This is a genomic window from Homoserinimonas sp. A447 (assembly GCF_054489325.1).
Genome location: NZ_JBTMWW010000001.1, coordinates 2,535,224 through 2,551,898 on the forward strand (window position 1 = coordinate 2,535,224; position 16,675 = coordinate 2,551,898).

Annotated in this window: 21 protein-coding genes; 9 read left to right on the forward strand and 12 right to left on the reverse strand. The window is 64.6% G+C overall.

What is annotated here, in order from left to right; translation table 11 throughout:
• Positions 1–62 precede the first annotated feature (62 nt).
• Positions 63–1,064, forward strand: a complete 1,002-nt coding sequence (locus ACX3O0_RS12455; protein WP_459107931.1) for a hypothetical protein — start codon at positions 63–65, stop codon at positions 1,062–1,064.
• 29 nt (positions 1,065–1,093) lie between these two features.
• Here ACX3O0_RS12455 and ACX3O0_RS12460 read toward each other — a convergent pair whose 3' ends face one another.
• Positions 1,094–3,064, reverse strand: a complete 1,971-nt coding sequence (locus tag ACX3O0_RS12460; RefSeq protein ID WP_459107932.1) for a cytochrome c oxidase assembly protein — start codon at positions 3,062–3,064, stop codon at positions 1,094–1,096.
• Positions 3,065–3,116: 52 nt separating this feature from the next.
• Here ACX3O0_RS12460 and ACX3O0_RS12465 point away from each other — a divergent pair, with 52 nt between their 5' ends.
• Positions 3,117–4,097 (forward strand): hypothetical protein, encoded by a 981-nt coding sequence (locus ACX3O0_RS12465; RefSeq protein ID WP_459107933.1) that lies wholly within the window; start codon positions 3,117–3,119, stop codon positions 4,095–4,097.
• Positions 4,076–4,897, forward strand: a complete 822-nt coding sequence (locus ACX3O0_RS12470; RefSeq protein ID WP_459107934.1) for a DUF6398 domain-containing protein — start codon at positions 4,076–4,078, stop codon at positions 4,895–4,897. The genes ACX3O0_RS12465 and ACX3O0_RS12470 overlap by 22 nt, the downstream gene beginning before the upstream one ends.
• A 6-nt stretch (positions 4,898–4,903) precedes the next feature.
• Here the strand turns inward: ACX3O0_RS12470 and ACX3O0_RS12475 are convergent, their stop codons facing one another.
• Both ACX3O0_RS12475 and ACX3O0_RS12480 read right to left on the reverse strand, forming a co-directional pair.
• A complete protein-coding gene (locus ACX3O0_RS12475) occupies positions 4,904–5,326 on the reverse strand; it encodes a type II toxin-antitoxin system VapC family toxin (protein WP_459107935.1) in 423 nt (140 codons plus the stop codon).
• On the reverse strand, positions 5,323–5,583 hold the full coding sequence (locus ACX3O0_RS12480; RefSeq protein ID WP_459089330.1) for a hypothetical protein: 261 nt from the start codon (positions 5,581–5,583) through the stop codon (positions 5,323–5,325). The genes ACX3O0_RS12475 and ACX3O0_RS12480 overlap by 4 nt, the downstream gene beginning before the upstream one ends.
• Positions 5,584–5,661: 78 nt before the next feature.
• On the opposite strand from ACX3O0_RS12480, the gene ACX3O0_RS12485 reads away from it, so the two are divergent.
• The 5 genes from ACX3O0_RS12485 to ACX3O0_RS12505 all read left to right on the forward strand — a co-directional run bounded on the left by ACX3O0_RS12485 (position 5,662) and on the right by ACX3O0_RS12505 (position 9,693).
• Entirely contained in the window at positions 5,662–6,435 is a 774-nt protein-coding gene (locus tag ACX3O0_RS12485; RefSeq protein ID WP_459089332.1) for an alpha/beta fold hydrolase, read from the forward strand.
• Positions 6,432–7,100 (forward strand): esterase/lipase family protein, encoded by a 669-nt coding sequence (locus ACX3O0_RS12490; RefSeq protein ID WP_459107936.1) that lies wholly within the window; start codon positions 6,432–6,434, stop codon positions 7,098–7,100. The genes ACX3O0_RS12485 and ACX3O0_RS12490 overlap by 4 nt, the downstream gene beginning before the upstream one ends.
• A gap of 193 nt (positions 7,101–7,293) precedes the next feature.
• Positions 7,294–7,986 (forward strand): GAF and ANTAR domain-containing protein, encoded by a 693-nt coding sequence (locus ACX3O0_RS12495; protein ID WP_459089336.1) that lies wholly within the window; start codon positions 7,294–7,296, stop codon positions 7,984–7,986.
• A 46-nt stretch (positions 7,987–8,032) separates the two neighbouring features.
• Positions 8,033–8,779, forward strand: a complete 747-nt coding sequence (locus ACX3O0_RS12500) for a GAF and ANTAR domain-containing protein (RefSeq protein ID WP_459089338.1) — start codon at positions 8,033–8,035, stop codon at positions 8,777–8,779.
• Positions 8,780–9,330: 551 nt separating this feature from the next.
• Positions 9,331–9,693 carry a hypothetical protein gene (locus ACX3O0_RS12505; protein ID WP_459089340.1) on the forward strand — a complete coding sequence of 121 codons (363 nt, stop codon included), beginning with the start codon at positions 9,331–9,333 and terminating at the stop codon, positions 9,691–9,693.
• A 109-nt stretch (positions 9,694–9,802) separates the two neighbouring features.
• Here the strand turns inward: ACX3O0_RS12505 and ACX3O0_RS12510 are convergent, their stop codons facing one another.
• From ACX3O0_RS12510 to rpmB, 4 genes are all read right to left on the reverse strand, one after another.
• Entirely contained in the window at positions 9,803–10,075 is a 273-nt protein-coding gene (locus ACX3O0_RS12510) for an HU family DNA-binding protein (protein WP_459089342.1), read from the reverse strand.
• Between the two features lie 125 nt (positions 10,076–10,200).
• A complete protein-coding gene (gene rpsN, locus ACX3O0_RS12515) occupies positions 10,201–10,506 on the reverse strand; it encodes a 30S ribosomal protein S14 (protein WP_459089344.1) in 306 nt (101 codons plus the stop codon).
• Between the two features lie 2 nt (positions 10,507–10,508).
• On the reverse strand, positions 10,509–10,676 hold the full coding sequence (gene rpmG, locus ACX3O0_RS12520) for a 50S ribosomal protein L33 (RefSeq protein WP_108518565.1): 168 nt from the start codon (positions 10,674–10,676) through the stop codon (positions 10,509–10,511).
• Entirely contained in the window at positions 10,676–10,912 is a 237-nt protein-coding gene (rpmB, locus tag ACX3O0_RS12525) for a 50S ribosomal protein L28 (RefSeq protein WP_459089347.1), read from the reverse strand. The genes rpmG and rpmB overlap by 1 nt, the downstream gene beginning before the upstream one ends.
• A gap of 210 nt (positions 10,913–11,122) precedes the next feature.
• Between rpmB and ACX3O0_RS12530 the strand changes: the two genes are divergently transcribed.
• The gene (locus tag ACX3O0_RS12530; RefSeq protein WP_459107937.1) at positions 11,123–12,220 is read left to right on the forward strand and encodes an LLM class F420-dependent oxidoreductase; all 1,098 of its coding nucleotides are present in this window, start codon (positions 11,123–11,125) and stop codon (positions 12,218–12,220) included.
• 6 nt (positions 12,221–12,226) lie between these two features.
• Here ACX3O0_RS12530 and ACX3O0_RS12535 read toward each other — a convergent pair whose 3' ends face one another.
• The 5 genes from ACX3O0_RS12535 to ACX3O0_RS12555 form a co-directional block, all read right to left on the reverse strand.
• Complete coding sequence (locus ACX3O0_RS12535) at positions 12,227–12,607, reverse strand: Fur family transcriptional regulator (RefSeq protein WP_459107938.1); 381 nt, start codon at positions 12,605–12,607, stop codon at positions 12,227–12,229.
• A complete protein-coding gene (locus ACX3O0_RS12540; RefSeq protein WP_459089353.1) occupies positions 12,604–13,485 on the reverse strand; it encodes a metal ABC transporter permease in 882 nt (293 codons plus the stop codon). Before ACX3O0_RS12540 ends, ACX3O0_RS12535 begins: the two co-directional genes overlap by 4 nt.
• Positions 13,482–14,309, reverse strand: coding sequence for a metal ABC transporter ATP-binding protein (locus ACX3O0_RS12545; protein WP_459108478.1), 828 nt, complete (start codon positions 14,307–14,309; stop codon positions 13,482–13,484). The genes ACX3O0_RS12540 and ACX3O0_RS12545 overlap by 4 nt, the downstream gene beginning before the upstream one ends.
• Before the next feature lie 19 nt (positions 14,310–14,328).
• The gene (locus ACX3O0_RS12550; RefSeq protein WP_459107939.1) at positions 14,329–15,288 is read right to left on the reverse strand and encodes a metal ABC transporter solute-binding protein, Zn/Mn family; all 960 of its coding nucleotides are present in this window, start codon (positions 15,286–15,288) and stop codon (positions 14,329–14,331) included.
• 76 nt (positions 15,289–15,364) lie between these two features.
• Positions 15,365–16,675 carry a dihydrolipoamide acetyltransferase family protein gene (locus ACX3O0_RS12555; RefSeq protein ID WP_459107940.1) on the reverse strand — a complete coding sequence of 437 codons (1,311 nt, stop codon included), beginning with the start codon at positions 16,673–16,675 and terminating at the stop codon, positions 15,365–15,367.

Here is a 16,675-nt window from a genome sequence, read left to right on the forward strand (position 1 = left end):
CATACAATCTAGTTGTTCTCGTCGCGGAGGGCGGCCGGAAGAGCGACCTTTAGGATGGCGTCATGGTCACGCACGCGGGGGAGGACAGCTCGAGCGCGGCCAGCCGACTGGCCATTCGCTGGGGAATCGTCTTCGGTGTGCTCGTGCTGGCGTTCGCCGGCACCGTCATCACACTCAACTCGACGCTCTACAGCGCCGCCGGGTTCGTCTCCTCCTACCTGGACGCCCTCAGCCGCCACGACCTGAATGGTGCGCTGGCGATGCCTGGTGTCGAGCATCCGCCTGATGCTTTGCCCGACCTGTTGGTTCCGGATGCCATGGGACCGTTGCGCTCATACAGCCTCGTTTCCGACGAAGGGGTCGGCAACGAACACACGCTGGTTTTCGAGATCCGGTTCACCGAGCGCATCACCGAGGAAGTCGAGTTCTGGGTGGAACACACCGGGGCGCGGATGGGCGTGTTCTCCGGTTGGACGTTCACCCGCAGCCCGGTCGGCGTGCTGGAGGCGACCCCACGGCACGCGGCCGATTTCGAAGTGAACGGCGTGCCGGTCACCAGCGTTGACGGTGCCAACCAGCCGAGCCGTTTCCAGGTGATGACCCCCGGCATCTACACGCTGTCGCACCAGTCGAAGTTCCTGGAGGCCGAGCCGGCGACCTTCCTGGCAGGCAGCTCGGCCAGGGTGACGACGGCGGACCTGGACATTCGCGCGAGCAAAGCGTTCGTCGACCAGGTGAACACCGAGCTGGCCGCGTACCTCGACGATTGCGCGACGCAGCAGGTGCTGCTCCCCACGGATTGCCCGTTCGGTCGGAGCATCCGCGACCGCATCGAAGGGCTTCCGGCGTGGTCGATCGTGCTGTACCCGCAGGTCACCATCGCCCCGTCGCCTGACCCAGGGGTCTGGGTGGTGCCGCCAACACCCGCTGTGGCCCACCTCACAGTTGAAGTGCGGTCACTCTTCGACGGGTCGCTGTCGACCCTCGATGAAGACGTGCCGTTCGACGTCGAGTACGCCATCACGTTCCCAGGCGACGGCAGCCTGCTGATCACGCCGCGCTAGGGCGGTCTGCCTCGACAGGCTCGGCCCGCCTAAGAGCGCTTGTCGCGCGCGGCCTGCTTCGCCAGCATCGCGTTGTACTGAGCGAGGTCGGCATCGCCGTCGCGATCAGCCTTGCGGTCCAACCGTTTCGAGATCTTGTCGTCACTCCTGGCCCAGCTGATGATCACCGCAATGGCCAGCGCTATCGTCGGGATCTCGCCGATACTCCACGCGATCCCGCCGCCCGCCTGTTGGTCGGCGATCGCGCTCGGCCCCCAGTCCCTGCCCATCGCGCCGTACCAATCGGAGAGCAGCAGCCCGGTGCCGGTCATCAGCGACAGCCCGAAGAAGGCGTGGAATGCCATCGTCCCGAGCAACAGCAGCAGGCGCAACGGATACGGCGCCCGGTACGGCACAGGGTCGATCCCGATCAGCGCCTGCACGAACAGGTAACCGGTACCCAGGAAGTGCACGACCATCCAGATGTGGCCGATGTGCTCGCTCGCCGCCCAGCGGAACAGCGGTGAGTAGTAGAACACCCAGAGCGACCCGGCGAACAGCACGGCGGCGACGATCGGGTTGGCCAGCACCGAGGCGTACCGGGAGTGCACCGCCATCAGGATCCACTCCCGAGCGCCACGGCTGCCATCCGCTCGTTTGCGGATGGCGCGCGCAGCCAGGGTGATCGGCGCGCCAGGAACCAGCAGCACCGGGATCATCATCGTCAGCAGCATGTGTCCCAGCATGTGCATGCTGAACAGGTACTTGTCGTAGACGTAGAGGGCGCCGTTGGTCACGTAGAACAGCAGCAGCAGCCCGGCCAGCCAGGAGATCGTGCGCAGCACCGGCCAGCGGTCCCCCCGCCGGTGCAGGCGCCACACCCCGGCCAGGTAGAAGAAGGCGAGGAAGGCGACCACCAGGATCCAGAGCACGTCGAAGCGCCACTCGGTGAGGAAGCTGCTGGGCGTCAACTCCGGTGGCAACGGTTCCCCGGTGAGGATGAAGGCCGGAGTCGACGTCACCAACTCCTCAGAGACCGGCGTTGCGGTGCGGCCGAGTGCTGCGGCGACACCGGATGCGAGGCCCATGAACCCGAGTTCCGCCGCGACCAGCCACCAGAAGTATCCGCGCCCGCCATTCTCAGCCCGTTGCATCCGGTCAATCAGGAAGCGACGCTGGGCCAGCCCGAACAGGCCGAGGGCGAGCAGGGCGAGAACCTTGACGCTCACGAGCACGCCGTACGGTGTCAGCAGCTGGTCGAGCGAGCCCACCCTGAGCGCGGCGTTCACATAGCCTGACACCGCAACCACCACGAAGCAGACGATCGCGAGACTCGAGTAGCGGGCGATGATGGGCCCGGTGCGCCCGCCCTTCAGGGTTCGCTGCAGCAGGACGATGGCGAGCAGCCCACCCAGCCAGACGGCCGCGAACACGAGGTGCAATCCGAGAGACGAGACGGCTGCGTCATGCCCTGCCGCGCCGGCCGAGTGCCCCTGTTCCGCGATTGGAAGCAGTGCCGCACCGGCCAGGACGGTCACGAAAATGAGCGCGGTCGGGTTGCGCACCGCGAAGCACAGCACCGTAACTGCCGCTGCGATCAACGTGATGATGAGCCAGGCGCGACCCACCTCCGTGTCGCCGATGAACTGGGTCAGGGTCTGCCCGAATGCAGGATCGAATGAGACCGGGCGCTGGTAGAAGCTGAGGAAGGTCAGGAATCCGGTGCCGGCGGATGCGACGGTCCAGAAGGCAGCACCGCCGGCGGCGATATCGATGGCAGCGTCGTAGGCGTCTTCGTCCTTCGACAGCGCGAAACAGACGAGCACCAGCGTGCCAATGGTCAGGGCGACACCGAGGTTGAATAAGAGCTTGGCCACCGGCAGGCCGAAACGCACGATCGGACCTGGATCGCTGATGAGGGGAGCCTCTGCCCCACCGCCGAAGGCCAGGGCCCCGAAGAGTGCCACCAACGCCACGGCCAGCAGGAGCGCTGGACCGACGATGCGTACGAGCCTGGTCACCCATCCAGCCTAGGCGAGTCTGCCAAGCCTCCAGTTTTGTAAAGTGGTGGCCATGTCTTCGAAAAAGGGTCGGAACCGGCACGAGCCCAAGCGAACGAGTACTCGCCAACCCGGGCGCCGCCCGCCGCGGCCGAGCGCTGGGTCAGACCGCGTCGAGCTACCCGAACTTGAGCTGCTCGCCGGCCTGGACGACGCCCTGCGCGAACCCCATCCGATGGCTTTCCTGCTCCGGGCAAGTGCGCTCGGTTCGGTGCTGGACCCGCGTGAGCAGGATCCCTTCGCATCCGCCGAAGACCAGCCGTCCCTTCCCGAACTGTTCGAGATGTTCCTCGAGACCGGTCACCGGCAAACTGACGCGCTGCTGCTCGTGCTCGCGAGGATGCAGGACGACGAATTGTTGGCAGCAAGGATTCGACGCGAAGTGGCCGAGCGGCGGCATCCGCTTCCCGGCTGGATCATCCGGCTCGACCAGGTGGAGCCCTATCGTGCCGTGGAGATGACGCATGTACTTGGGGACGGCGACAATATCGTGCTCGGTGTCCGCCTTCCCGGTGGCCGGGAGTGCAGCATCCTCGTCTACATCGACCACAACCTGGGGACTGTGGTGAAGGACGCGTTCGTACTCGATCGCACAATCGCCGAATCAGTCGATGCGTGGACACGACTGGATGCAGACAGCGGCGCCGAAGTTGCAGACCTGCCACTCGCCGATGCTCGCGCGAAGATCGCAGAAGCCATCGAGACTGGTGCAGCCACGTTCCCGCCCTTCGAGACGGAGACCTGGCCGTCCGTCCGGCCGCTGACCGAGTGGATGCTGTCACTCCTTCCCCCAGACGGGACGGGCTATGTACGACAGGAGTGGACCAGCGAGGAGCTTGCTACCATTTCCGACGAGTTCTTTGCCTCCGCGTTCGCTCAGCAACTCGATGATGAGAACAACCGGATGATGGCGCAGTCGTTGCTCGAGTACGGGCCACGACCGGCCCTGGCGACCCGTTGCGCTGGAGCCCGGTGTCCGTTGAGATCGCCCTGATGGACTGGATTCCACGCAAGCTTGCGGTACCCGTTGACGATCTCCTGCTCGTGCCTGATCTGCTGCGTGCGCTGATCCGGTACAGCCATGCGGTGAGGGGCATCTCTCCCGAGCTGACCACGCAGACCCTCGCGTCCCTCACCGAGTTCGACCCCGAGTTCTTGGAGGCGGTGCACGACCCGCAACGGGAGGAGCAAGCGAAGGTGCTCCAGCATTTCGCCGAGACCGAGCTGGAGTCCCGGCGGTTGGAGTCCATGAACCACGACGAGTACATGATCGAGGTGCTGGCGCGCGCAGTTGGCGGCGCGGATGCTCTCGACCGCCTCGACGTGGTACCGCTCCCCAACGAGGACTTTGATTGGTCTGGTATTCCGAGTGACGTGCACGGACGGGTGGGCGAGGTACTCGATCTGGTTGACGGAGGCTGCGCGGAGTTGTTCGACATCGAGTTCCGTACCGCCTGCCGCCGCCTTCTTGCCCGGGTCGCGGTGGGCGACCCGCAGATTTTCAGGCGCCGGAGTGCCGCTCGCACCGCTGCCGCCGCGGTGTGCTGGATGGCCGGTCAGGCCAACGAGAGCTTCTCCATCTATGGAGCCGGGGTTCTGGTGAAGGATCTAATGCGTCATTTCGGTATCTCCGGCAGCGTGTCGCAACGCGCTGAGCTGTTCCGGCGGGCCATCGGCCAGGAATGGCGCTACGGGTCAACCGATCTGGGTGACCGGGAGTTCCTGGTGGCCGCCCGACGCTCCAATCTCATCGGGGTGCGGGACTACTACCGGGGTCGCCTGACGCCCAGCTGACTTCAGTTAGGCCAAATCGCTCGGGTCCAGCCGGGTGATGCTCGGAATGCCGTCAAAGGCGCGATCAGGCGAGACGATCGTGTCGATGCCGTAGGCGAGTGCCGTGGCCGCGTGCACCGCATCACGACCGCGAATCATCGGCAGTCGCTCAATCAGATCAAGCGACAGGTCGAGCACCTCGCGGTCAAAATTGAGCAGAGTGAATAGTGACGATACGTAGCGGCCCTGTTGTGCGGACGCCGCTCGATCACCACTGCGGCGGAGCCTGTGGTGTACGAGTTCCTGAACCATTTCCACGCTCGCGTATGCGCGAAAATGCTGTTGACCAGCCTGCACGAGTAGCCGCCTGCACGACTGTCGCCAGGGACTGTCAGCCCCTAATGCGTAGACGACAACCGCGCTGTCGACGAGGTAAGCATTCTCCTTCACGGAAGGTCACGCAGGTAATCACGCTCGAATGATTCTTTCTCGGCCTCCCAATCGATCGGCGGACCGTCGGAGTCGGCACTCGCAAGCAAACGTTCAAGAGCATCGCGCCGCGAGACGCGCCTGCGCTCCAGCCGCTCATTCACGGCCTCACGGATGAGCGAAGCGACGCTCTCCCGCTCGGCCACCGCCTCAGCCTCGAGCAATGCATAGACCGCAGGGTCGAACAGCACCTGCACCCGTCTATCCAGCGTCGCCATGCACATACTGTAGCATGTGCATGTTCTTGGGCCAGCTCGCTCCTCCCGGGCCGTAGTTGTGCGGCCTACCCTCGAAGGATGACACCACCACGTAGGGAGTTCGTACAGGTTGACGGCCTGGCCTGTCGAATGCATACCTCCACGGCGAGCGCGGAGGAGGCGCCGGTGTTCGTGCTGCTGCACGGCATCGGCATGTCCCATCGTTACCTCGCGAAACTGCACCGCGAGCTGCGGTCATCCGCTACCGTCATCTCGTTCGACCTCCCCGGGTTCGGTGGCACGCCGAAGCCGCCCGACCACGTCTCGGTCGAGCAGTATGCGACATTGATCGGCGACTCCCTCGACAGGAGTGGTGTGGGCGAATGCGTGGTCGTCGGCCACTCGATGGGATCCCAGTTCGCCGTCGAGCTGGCCAGGCAGCGGCCGACCCTCGTGTCACGGGTGGTGCTGATCGGGCCCGTCGTCGACGCGCGTCGACGCACCGTGCTGCGCCAGGTGGCGGCCCTCGCGACTGACTTCCTCGTCGAGTCGCCATCCACCAACCTGATCGTCCTCACCGACTACCTGCGCTGTGGGCCGCGGTGGTACCTCGCGGAGCTTCCCGAGATGATGGCCTACCCGACGGACGAGCGGATCACCGACGTCTCCGCGCCGGTGCTGGTGATGCGTGGCGCCCGGGATCCGGTGGTCGGCGCCGTCTGGAGTGCGGTGCTGGCGGCGAGGGCCCCGGCCGGGCGGATGCTGCAGATCCCCGGGTGCGGGCACGTCGTGCAGCAGAGTGAGCCCGCGGTGGTGGCGGATGCCATCCGCTCGTTCACCACGGCGCCTTCCACCGTGGGCGGCGCACCGTGAGGGTGCTGCAACGCGCCTGCTGGTGGGTGCTCGACTACGCGTACGCCGGCTATTGGCGGCTGCGGGCCGCCGCCACCCGCACGTCGAGGCCCGACTTCCATAGCGGAACCGGGCGGCCGGTCATCGTCATCCCCGGCATCTACGAGACCTGGCAGTTCCTGCGGCCGATGGTCGACGCGCTACACCAGGCCGGGCATCCGGTGCACGTCGTCACGATGCTGCAGAACAACCGCATTCCGGTCGACCGGGCGGCCCAACTCGTTGCCGACTACCTCGAGCGTGTGGATCTGAGTGATGTCGCCATCGTCGCGCACAGCAAGGGCGGACTGATCGGCAAGTTCCTGATGATGCAACCGGATGCCCGGGGCCGGGTGCACGCGATGGCTGCGGTCTGCGCACCATTCTCCGGATCCCGGTATGCGCGTTTCATGCTGCTGCCCAGCCTCCGCGCATTCTCGCCGTCCCACGCCATCACTGCGCTGCTGGCAACTGAAGTGGCCGTCAACGCCCGCATCACGTCGATTTTCGGATTGTTCGACCCGCACATTCCGGAGGGCAGCGAGCTGGTCGGTGCCACCAATCTCCTGCTGCCCATAGCGGGACACTTTCGCATCCTGAGTGATCGCCGGTGCATAGACGCCGTGCTGGAAGCGGTCGAGGGGTAGCCGCTGCGAGTACGGCAACGGGTGGCTGTCGGCGCGGCTTAGATGTTCTTCCCATGACGCTGGCTGGGATCATTTATTTCGGTTTGGGGCGTACGGTTGTTCTGGAATGGCCGCGGTCGAGGGCCACAGGAGACGTTGCTCCCGCTGAAACTCGCGGCTTCGTCCGAGTAGAGCACACGCCTGAAAGGCACTAATGACCGATGAAAGCGCAGCGGTCTCCGAAGAGAATCCGTCCGGGTCACCGCTCTCCCGCGAGGACCTATGCGGTCCATTCTTCGAGCGCCTTCCGATTACGGGAGCATCCGTATCGCTGATCGGCGGGCCAGGCCAGCATTCAACGATCTGTGCGAGTGACGCCATCGCCACTCGGGTCGACGCGCTGCAATTCGAGTTGGGTGAGGGGCCGCGCTGGAAGGCGTTTCGCACCGGCCGGCCCGTCCTCGTTCCCGATATTTCTGATGGACAGCCGGAATGGCCGATCTTCGGCGCCGCCGTTCAGGGCATCGGGGTGAGTGCGCTGTTCGCCTTTCCCCTGGTCATGGGTGCAGTCACTGTCGGTGTCGTCGATCTCTACCGTTCCAGCGCGGGTGCTTTGAGCATCAATGACGTGGAAAGGGCTCTCGCCCTTGCCGGGGCGGCCGCCGGGGCTGCATTGCGTCGTGCCGTCTGGTCTGCCGGGGAAGAGCACCCAGACGTGAAGCTGGCCCCCGAATTGCGGCGAGAAGTGCACCAGGCAACCGGCATGATTCTTGCACAGCTCGACACGAGCGCCACGGAGGCATTCGCCCGTCTCAGAGCTCACGCCTTTTCCAGCGGGCAAACGATAGAGGTCGTGGCGCGCGATGTCGTGATGCGCCGACTCGACTTTCGCGGTTTGACCGAGTGAAACGAGTACCGTTGATACAGGTGCGAGAAAGAAACGAGACTTTCAGATGAGTGATCTATCGAGAGAAGCCAAGCTCAACGCGGCTTTCGTGAAACTTGCCGACACCCTGATTGCCGATTACGACGTCGTCGACCTGCTCCACACGCTGGTCGAGGAGTGCACTGCCCTGGTGGGTACGCAGGCCGGTGGTTTGATGATTTCCGACCCGTTGGGCCAGCTGCAACTCGTGGCGTCGACCAGCGAGCAAGCAGATTTCGTTGAGATCATGCAGCTGAATGCGGGCAGTGGGCCATGCGTGGACTGTTTCGCGACGGGTACTGCTGTGGCCGTGGCCGATATTGACGCGTCGGGCACGCAGTGGCCCGAGTTCCGGGCAGCCGCACTACAGCAGGGTTTTCACTCCGTGAACGCCACACCGCTGAGGCTGCGAGGGCAGGTCATTGGAACGATGAACCTCTTCAGCACGAGCGTCGGAGAGTTGAGCGCTCCCGACGCTGCCGTTGTGCAGGCTCTCGCGGATGTCGCGACCATTGGCATTCTGCAGGAGCGCCTCATTCGCGAGTCCGACATCGTCTCAGAACAACTCCAGCGCGCTCTCGATAGCAGAATCCTGATCGAGCAGGCTAAGGGTGTTCTTTCGCAGACCGGATCCATGGAAATGGATGACGCGTTCAGGGCCATGCGCAACTACGCCCGCAGCAACAACCTCAGCCTTCGGTTGGTTGCCGAGGGAGTCACCGATCGGTCCATAGATGTTCTTGCCACCGCCGCCGCCACCGAATCGGGGGCGTAGCGCTCTCGCGGTCACGCTCATGCGGGTCACATAGCTGAGAACAATTTGACAGACTGTACGTTCTCGTCTACAACTAGGACTTACGTAGTCGTTCTCTCCAGACCTCGGAGTGCGCATTGTGAGGAGCTCAGTCGAGCTCCATCAAATGTGGAGGCACAGCATGGAGATCGAACCACGGTGGCACCGACCATCCGTAGTCATCGGATCCGAGATCGGCGCGGTACATCAACACCACCAGCCCCGCCCTGCAGTCGGTACGGTGCTGGAAAAAATCATTGCCACAGCAAACGCTGAAGTGGTGAACGGGTGGCTGGTCGCTGGTCGCAGCGCAGCCTGGCGAACAGCTCTGGGTGACGAGGCATGATCCGCAGCATGGCATCCGGTGGAGGCACATCTGACGTACCCGGAGCGCTGACCGACTCTGGATCCGACATAGCCGTCACCCAGCCAATTGACATCAGGGCGCTGATCGTCCAACAGGAGTAGGCGTTCCATTTCCCTCAGCATCCGCACCCCCACATTGGGTTTCTTGATGGTCAAGGAGAGTCATCATGGTCGACGCAATTTCTTGTGGCGTGTTGTCGAACGAGGCGCCGCCGTCGGGTTCGGGAACGAGCGCGGAGGACATCCTCATCGAACCGCTCACCTCTGATCGGTGGCGGATCTGCGACAGGCGAGTGTCCGAGCACGACGCACGCGGTCTTCTCGGCTACATCGAGAAGAAGAATGATCAATTTGAAGTCATGCAGCTCGATCATGGGTTCGCCTGGTTCTACTTCGATTCACTCATCGCGGCGACGGACCACTTCACGCGCGCACGTCCCGAGGCGGTCGCGCTCGAGGACCACGTCTTGTCGTGGATGAGTGCGGAACCGCCGACCAGGGTCAGGTCTCGGTCAGCGGCTCGGTCTTGAGGCCGATCACCTTGTGCGTTTCGTCGCAGAACGGCTTGATCCTCAACCTGCGGTTAAGCACCAGAAGGGGTGCAGACCGATGTGGTCCGCACCCCTCCCGAGAACGTACTTACTTGGCTGCAGCCTTCAGCTTGCTGCCAGCGCTGACCTTGACACCGTAGCCGGCAGCGATCTGGATTGCCTCGCCGGTGGCGGGGTTGCGACCTGCGCGCGCGGCGCGGTGGGTGCGCTCAACCGAGAGCCATCCGGGGATGGTGACCTTCGTGCCCTTGCCCACCTCGGTGGCCAGGGTGCTGAAGAGAGAATCAAGCACTCCGTTAACAGCGGCCTGGCTCTGGCCAGACGATGCGGCGACAGCCGCGACAAGCTCGGTACGGTTCATTCGAAGTCCTCCTCGGACATTTGACACATTCACACCTGCTGGTTGTTCCAGCATGAGCGTTTGGTTCAGTTCAGCATTGAATTTTTCTAGGGAACCTTATCGGAAACCCCGTCATTGCAACGAATTTACCAGCTTGACTTGGTAATTCCGGGCAATTCTCCCCGGTGAGCCATATCGCGGAAGCGAACACGCGAAACACCGAACTGCTTGAGGAAGCCTCGTGGGCGACCGTCGATGGCGTCGCGGCCGCGAACGCGCACCGGTGAAGCGTTGCGCGGCAGCTTCTGCAGGCCGAGACGGGCCTCTTCGCGCTGCTCGTCGGTCGACGCCGGGTCGACCAGGGCCTTCTTCAGCTCAAGGCGCTTCGCCGCGTAGCGGGCGACGATCACCTTGCGCTGCTCGTTCTTGGCAATCATGCTCTTCTTCGCCATGGTTAGCGCTCCTCGCGGAATTCGACGTGCTGGCGGATGACGGGGTCATACTTCTTCAACACGAGACGGTCTGGGTTGTTGCGGCGGTTCTTGCGGGTCACGTAGGTGTACCCGGTGCCGGCGGTCGAGCGGAGCTTGATGATCGGACGGACGTCCTGCTGCTTGGCCATTAGATCTTCTCCCCACGGGCGAGCAGGTCTTTGACAACCGACTCGATGCCACGAGCGTCAATCGTCTTGATTCCCTTGACGCTGAGCGTCAGGGTCACGTTGCGACGGAGCGACGGCACGTAGTACGTCTTCTTCTGGACATTCGGGTCGAAACGGCGCTTGGTGCGACGGTGCGAGTGCGAAATGTTGTGCCCGAAGCCTGGAACGGCCCCGGTCACCTGGCAGGTTGCTGCCATGTGATTCTCTCTTTCATGAATACCGTAGGACGATCTGCCCTACCCAAGATCTCTTGTCGGCACACACAACTCCCGTGCATTTCTGGTGGGAGTTTGCATACAGGCGCACGGAGATACCGCACGCAACGTTCCACTTTATGCGATCCGCAAGGCTACGGCAACCGCGGCTACGCTGACACCGGCACTGCTCGGGCGATAGGGAGGCAGCGGATGCGCATCGGTTACGCGACCGGCTACTGGAAGCAGGGCCCACCAGCGGGTGCATTGAAGGCAATCCGCACCGCGGAGCGTCTCGGTTACGAGTCCGTGTGGACTGCGGAAGCCTACGGTTCGGACGCCTTCACGCCGCTGGCCTGGTGGGGTTCCCGCACGCGGAGGATCAAGCTCGGCACCGGAATCGCGCAGCTCTCCGCCCGAACGCCCGCCGCAACCGCCATGGCTGCCATCAGTCTCGACCACCTCTCTGGCGGACGCGCAATCCTCGGGCTCGGAGCATCCGGGCCCCAGGTCGTCGAGGGCTGGTACGGCCAGCCGTACCCGAAGCCGCTCGCCCGAACCCGCGAGTACGTGGCGATCGTTCGCGACATCCTGGCCCGCGAGTCGGCGGTGACGGCGCCCGGACCGCACTATCCGTTGCCATACCAGGGGGCGGATGCCACGGGGCTGGGCAAGCCGCTGCGGTCGACCGTGCATCCGCTTCGCACGAACCTCCCCATCTACCTCGCCGCGGAAGGCCCGAAGAATGTCGCCCTCGCTGCGGAGATTGCGGACGGGTGGCTGCCGTTCCTGTTCTCACCTCGTGCCAATGCCGAATTTGCCGGATACCTGGCCGACGGCTTCTCCCGACGCGATGCGGCACTGTCGCCGACATCCGCTTTCGAAATCGCCGTGCAGCTCGCGGTCATCCCGCACCCCGACGTGGAGGCGGCCGCCGACCTGGTGCGGCCGGTCATCGCCCTGTACGTGGGCGGCATGGGGGCGAAGGGTGCCAACTTCCACCGCAACGTGATCGACCGGCTCGGCTACTCCGATGCCTGCGACCGCATCCAGGAGCTCTACCTGGCCGGCAGGAAGAAGGAGGCGATCGCCGCGGTGCCCACTCGCTTGGTGGAGGAAGTCGCGTTGATCGGACCACCCGAGAAGATCCGCGACGAGTTGCAGGCGTGGGAGGAGTCCGTGGTGACCACCTTGCTGGTGCAGGGTCCGGCGTACGCGCTGCGCACCATCCACGACGTGGTGACCGGCGGCTCACTCACCCGGGCGAAACTCGGCGCGCTGGCATTCGCCTACGCGTCCCGCCGCCGCTGACGCAGCTCAGCGTGCAGAGCAATCTGCGCACAGGCCGAACACGTCGACCACGTGCTCCGGCTCAGTGAACCCGTTCTCGGCGGCGACGGCGCGCGCCCACTGCTCGACGGCATCCGCCTTGATCTCCACGGCTTTGCCGCAGTTGCGGCAGATCAGGTGGTGATGGTGCCCCGACGTACAGGCCCGGTACAGGCTCTCGCCCTCCTGCTGCAAGGAGTCGGCCAGGCCCTTCGCGGCGAGATCGGCAAGCGCGCGGTACACGGTGGCCAGCCCGATCGGCGAACCGTTCTCCCGCAGTGTCAGGTGCAGTGACTGGGCGCTCACGAAACCGTCCTCGTGCTCGAGGGCTTCGCGGACGGCTTCCCGCTGCCAGGTGTTCCTTTTCATGGGACCACCACCGGAGCCGGCCGCGCGATACGAACCTGGCTTCCCCTGCGGTTCCACTCGATGAGACGGCAGACCAGGTAGATGAGGAACGAGATGGTGGTCACGAACGGGCTGATCGGCAGGCCGCCTCCCAGCGAGAGCAGGATGCCGCCGACCACCGAGACGACGGCGAACGTCACACTCAACAGCGGCGTCAACAGCGGCGACGACGTCACCCTCATGGCGGCTGCCGCGGGCGTCACCAGCAGTGCGAGCACCAGGAGAGCGCCGATGATCTGGATCGAGATCGCCGTGGCCAGGCCGAGCAGCACCATGAAAGCCAGCGAGATGGCGGTGACCGGAAGCCCCTTGGCCTGGGCGACATCCGGGTCGATGCTGGAGAACGTCAGCGGGCGCCACATGACCAACAACCCGACGATAACGATCACCGACACGATGACGAGCAGGGTGAGTTGTGGGTTGTCGACCGACACGATCTGCCCGGTCAGCAGCCCGAACTTGTTGGCACTACGACCCTTGTAGAGGGCGAGGAACAGGATGCCGAGGCCCAGCCCGAATGGCATCAGCACGCCGATGATCGAGTTGCGGTCCCTCGCCCTGGCGCCGAGAATCCCGATCAGCAGGGCGGCCAGCAGCGAGCCGACGATCGACCCTGCCACCACATTGACCCCGAAGAGGAGGGCGGCGGCGGCACCGGCGAACGACAGCTCGCTCACCCCGTGAACCGCGAACGGGAGGTCGCGGCTCATCACGAATGGCCCGATCAGGCCGCCGACGACACCGAGGATGGCTCCGGCGATGATCGAGTTGCGCACCAGGTAGAGCAACTCGCCGTAGTTGTCGAAGTTGAAGAGGGTCGACCAGAAATCAGGGCTCACAGCTGCGGCCTCCTCTCGTCGAGGTGGTGCTCGAGGTGGTCGTGTACGCCGTAGCCTTCCGGCGCACCGAGCACTGCGATCCGGCCACGGCTGCGGATCACCTCGACCGGGGTGTCGTACATGTATGACAGCACCTCGGAGCGCAGCACCTCATCCGGTGTCCCCACCTGGAATCGGCCGCCGGCCAGGTACAACACGCGGTCCACCATCCCGAGGATCGGGTTGACGTCGTGGGTGACGAAGATCACCGCGGAGCCACGCGCCTTGGCCTGTTCGTCGATCAACTCGCTGATCACCCGCTGGTGGTGCAGGTCGAGGGAGGACAGGGGCTCGTCGCACAGCATCAGGGCGGGATTACCGATAATCGACTGCGCTACACGGATTCGCTGTTGCTCGCCGCCGGAGAGGGTGCCGACCGGAACATCCGCGTAGCTGCTCGCACCGACGGCGTCCAGGACCTCGTCCACCTGTCGCCGTGCCGCGCGCGACCAGCGGGGCAGTCCCCACCGGTGCCCGTCGAGCCCGAACGCCACCAGGTCGCGCGCACGAACCGGTGTGTCGTCGTCGAGAACCTTCTGCTGGGGGATGTAGCCGAGACGCCGGTGGCCGTTCGAGACCGGCTCGTCGAAGAGGCTGATCGTGCCTGAGGTGAGCCGCTGCTGCCCGAGGACGGTCTTCACCAGGCTCGTCTTGCCTGACCCGTTCGGTCCGAGCACGGCGATGAACTCGCCCGGCCGGATCTCGAGGTTGAGGTTGCTCCAGAGCTCCCGCTCACCGAAGCGAAGGGTGGCGGCGCGGAGCCTGAGTACGGCCTCGCTCACTATGCCCTCCTCCATCCGCTCATTACGACGTGCCCAGCGCGGACTCCAGCGAGTCGAGGTTGCCGTTCATCCACCCGATGTAGTCGGTGCCTTCCGGCAGCAGCTCGGTCACCGGGATGACGGGCACGCCGGCTCCTTCTGCTTGTGCGAGCAGCGCCTCCGTCTCCGGGCTCGTGGTCTGGTCGTTGTAGACCAGCAGGAGCGCCTCGCCGGTCGAGAACAACTTGAGGGTTTCGTTCAGGGTCGCCGCCGACACTTCGGAACCCCCCTCGATCGCCTCACTGAAGTCGGCCGGGGTGACGTTGTGGAGCCCCGCGGCCTCCAGCAGGTAGAGCGGGACTGGCTCGGTGATGGCAACGCCGGTACCGTCATGCGCTGAATGAATGGCGGCTGCCCGCTCACCGAGCGCATCCAGCTCGTCGACCAGCAGGGCTGCGTTCGACTCGTAACGGTCGGCATTGGCGGGGTCAATCGAAGCCAGGGCGTCCTGAACTGCGATGGCGACTGCTCGAACGGTGGCGAAGTGGTACCAGACGTGCTCGTTGAAGGCGCCATGGCCGTGCCCCTCGTGACCTTCTTCCTCTTCCTCGGCGTGCTCATCGCCGCCCTCGAGTTCGAGGGGGCTGAGCTCTACCGCGCTGAGTACCACCTGGTCCGAGTGGGGGAGGCTGGACAGCAACTGGTCGACGAAGCCGTCGTATCCGCCACCATTCTCAATGACAATGTCGGCCTTTGAGAGAGTGAGTTGCGTCCGGGCATCCGCTTCGAAGGAATGCGGGTCCTGGGACGGATCGTCGATGATCGAGGTGACCTCGATCAGGTCACCGCCGATGAGCTCGGCGATGTTTCCGTACACGTTGGTGGAGGCGACGACGGAGATGACGCCGTCGTCTGCCGGGGCGGGCTGAGCCGTGCACGCCGCGAGGCTGGCGGCGGTGAGGAGAGCGGTGAGGGCGATGCCCGTCTTCGTGCGAGAGCGCATGGAGTGGGTATTTCTAAGTGAAGGAGTCCTGCTAATGAGACTCGTTATCAATAAGTAAACCATACGCCCGGGGAGCTCAGTCGAGGAGGAGGGCCGGTTCCTCGACGATGCTCGCAACATCCGCCAGGAAACGGCTCGCGACGTCCCCATCGACCACCCGATGGTCGAAACTCGCGCCGAGTGTCGTCACAAAACGCGCCCGCACCTCACCATCGACCACCCACGGCTTCTGCTTGATGGTGCCCAGCGCGACGATCGCCACCTCGCCGGGGTTCAGGATCGGCGTTCCGGTGTCCATGCCGAAGACGCCGATGTTGGTGATGGTGATGGTGCCGTTCGCCATCTCGGCCGGCTGGGTTTTGCCGTCCCGCGCGGTCGTAGTCAGCTGCTCGATCGCCTGGGCGAGTTCCAGCAGGGAGAGGTCGTGCGCATCCTTGATGTTGGGCACGATCAGCCCCCGCGGTGTTGCCGCGGCGATCCCCAGGTTCACGAAATGCTTGACGATGATCTCGTCATCGGTCCACTGCGCGTTCACGGTGGGATTGCGTCGCACTGCCCAGCTGATCGCCTTGGCGATGATGAGCAATGGCGAGACCTTCACACCCGCGAAGTCGGTCGAAGCCTTCAGCCGTTTCACGAACTCCATCGTGCGCGTCGCGTCGACATCAACGAAGACACCGACGTGCGGCGCCGAGAACGCGCTGGACACCATCGCGCTGGCGATGGCCTTGCGCACACCCTTGACCGGAATCCGCTCCTCCCGCTCCGACGCCCACTCCGGCGTCTGCAGGTTGCGGAAGACGCTCACCTGGGAGGCCTGGCGCAGCACGTCGTCCCGGGTGACTTCGCCGATCGGACCGGTGGCGGTGACGGATGCGAGGTCGACTTCGAGGTCTTTGGCCAGTTTGCGAACGGGCGGCTTGGCCAGGACGGTGCCGGATGCCGGTGGCACTGCCGGCCGGACCTCCGGCACTGCCCTGCGCCCCGTTCGGCGGGAGGAGACGGAACCTTTGAGTCCATAGCCGACCAGTACCGCACCCGGCTGGTCCTCGGATGAGACGCTCGCTGCAGCGTCGGCCACGGTGTCGGCCCCTTCATCCTGCGCGTCCTCGCTGCGCTCGGGCGCTCCTCGACCAGCAGGGCTCGCGCCGGTCGCCACCGCGATGATCGGAGTACCCACCGCGACCGTGACGCCCTCCTCCACAAGGATCGCCTCGACCACACCGTCGAACGGCGACGGCAACTCGACCAGCGACTTGGCCGTTTCGATCTCGACGATGACCTGGTTCACCGCCACGGTGTCGCCCACGGCGACCTTCCATGAAACGATCTCAGCCTCGGTGAGGCCTTCACCGGCATCCGGCAGCAGGAATTCTGACGTGGTCAT

What these genes read in the sequence shown, in the direction of transcription:
- ACX3O0_RS12455 (WP_459107931.1), top strand. Translation starts at nt 63, where the DNA reads ATGGTCACGCACGCGGGGGAGGACAGCTCGAGCGCGGCCAGCCGACTG.
- ACX3O0_RS12465 (WP_459107933.1), top strand. Translation starts at nt 3,117, where the DNA reads ATGTCTTCGAAAAAGGGTCGGAACCGGCACGAGCCCAAGCGAACGAGT.
- ACX3O0_RS12480 (WP_459089330.1), bottom strand. Translation starts at nt 5,583, where the DNA reads ATGGCGACGCTGGATAGACGGGTGCAGGTGCTGTTCGACCCTGCGGTC.
- ACX3O0_RS12485 (WP_459089332.1), top strand. Translation starts at nt 5,662, where the DNA reads ATGACACCACCACGTAGGGAGTTCGTACAGGTTGACGGCCTGGCCTGT.
- ACX3O0_RS12495 (WP_459089336.1), top strand. Translation starts at nt 7,294, where the DNA reads ATGACCGATGAAAGCGCAGCGGTCTCCGAAGAGAATCCGTCCGGGTCA.
- ACX3O0_RS12500 (WP_459089338.1), top strand. Translation starts at nt 8,033, where the DNA reads ATGAGTGATCTATCGAGAGAAGCCAAGCTCAACGCGGCTTTCGTGAAA.
- ACX3O0_RS12505 (WP_459089340.1), top strand. Translation starts at nt 9,331, where the DNA reads ATGGTCGACGCAATTTCTTGTGGCGTGTTGTCGAACGAGGCGCCGCCG.
- ACX3O0_RS12510 (WP_459089342.1), bottom strand. Translation starts at nt 10,075, where the DNA reads ATGAACCGTACCGAGCTTGTCGCGGCTGTCGCCGCATCGTCTGGCCAG.
- rpsN (WP_459089344.1), bottom strand. Translation starts at nt 10,506, where the DNA reads ATGGCGAAGAAGAGCATGATTGCCAAGAACGAGCAGCGCAAGGTGATC.
- rpmG (WP_108518565.1), bottom strand. Translation starts at nt 10,676, where the DNA reads ATGGCCAAGCAGCAGGACGTCCGTCCGATCATCAAGCTCCGCTCGACC.
- rpmB (WP_459089347.1), bottom strand. Translation starts at nt 10,912, where the DNA reads ATGGCAGCAACCTGCCAGGTGACCGGGGCCGTTCCAGGCTTCGGGCAC.
- ACX3O0_RS12530 (WP_459107937.1), top strand. Translation starts at nt 11,123, where the DNA reads ATGCGCATCGGTTACGCGACCGGCTACTGGAAGCAGGGCCCACCAGCG.
- ACX3O0_RS12535 (WP_459107938.1), bottom strand. Translation starts at nt 12,607, where the DNA reads ATGAAAAGGAACACCTGGCAGCGGGAAGCCGTCCGCGAAGCCCTCGAG.
- ACX3O0_RS12550 (WP_459107939.1), bottom strand. Translation starts at nt 15,288, where the DNA reads ATGCGCTCTCGCACGAAGACGGGCATCGCCCTCACCGCTCTCCTCACC.
- ACX3O0_RS12555 (WP_459107940.1), bottom strand. Translation starts at nt 16,675, where the DNA reads ATGACCACGTCAGAATTCCTGCTGCCGGATGCCGGTGAAGGCCTCACC.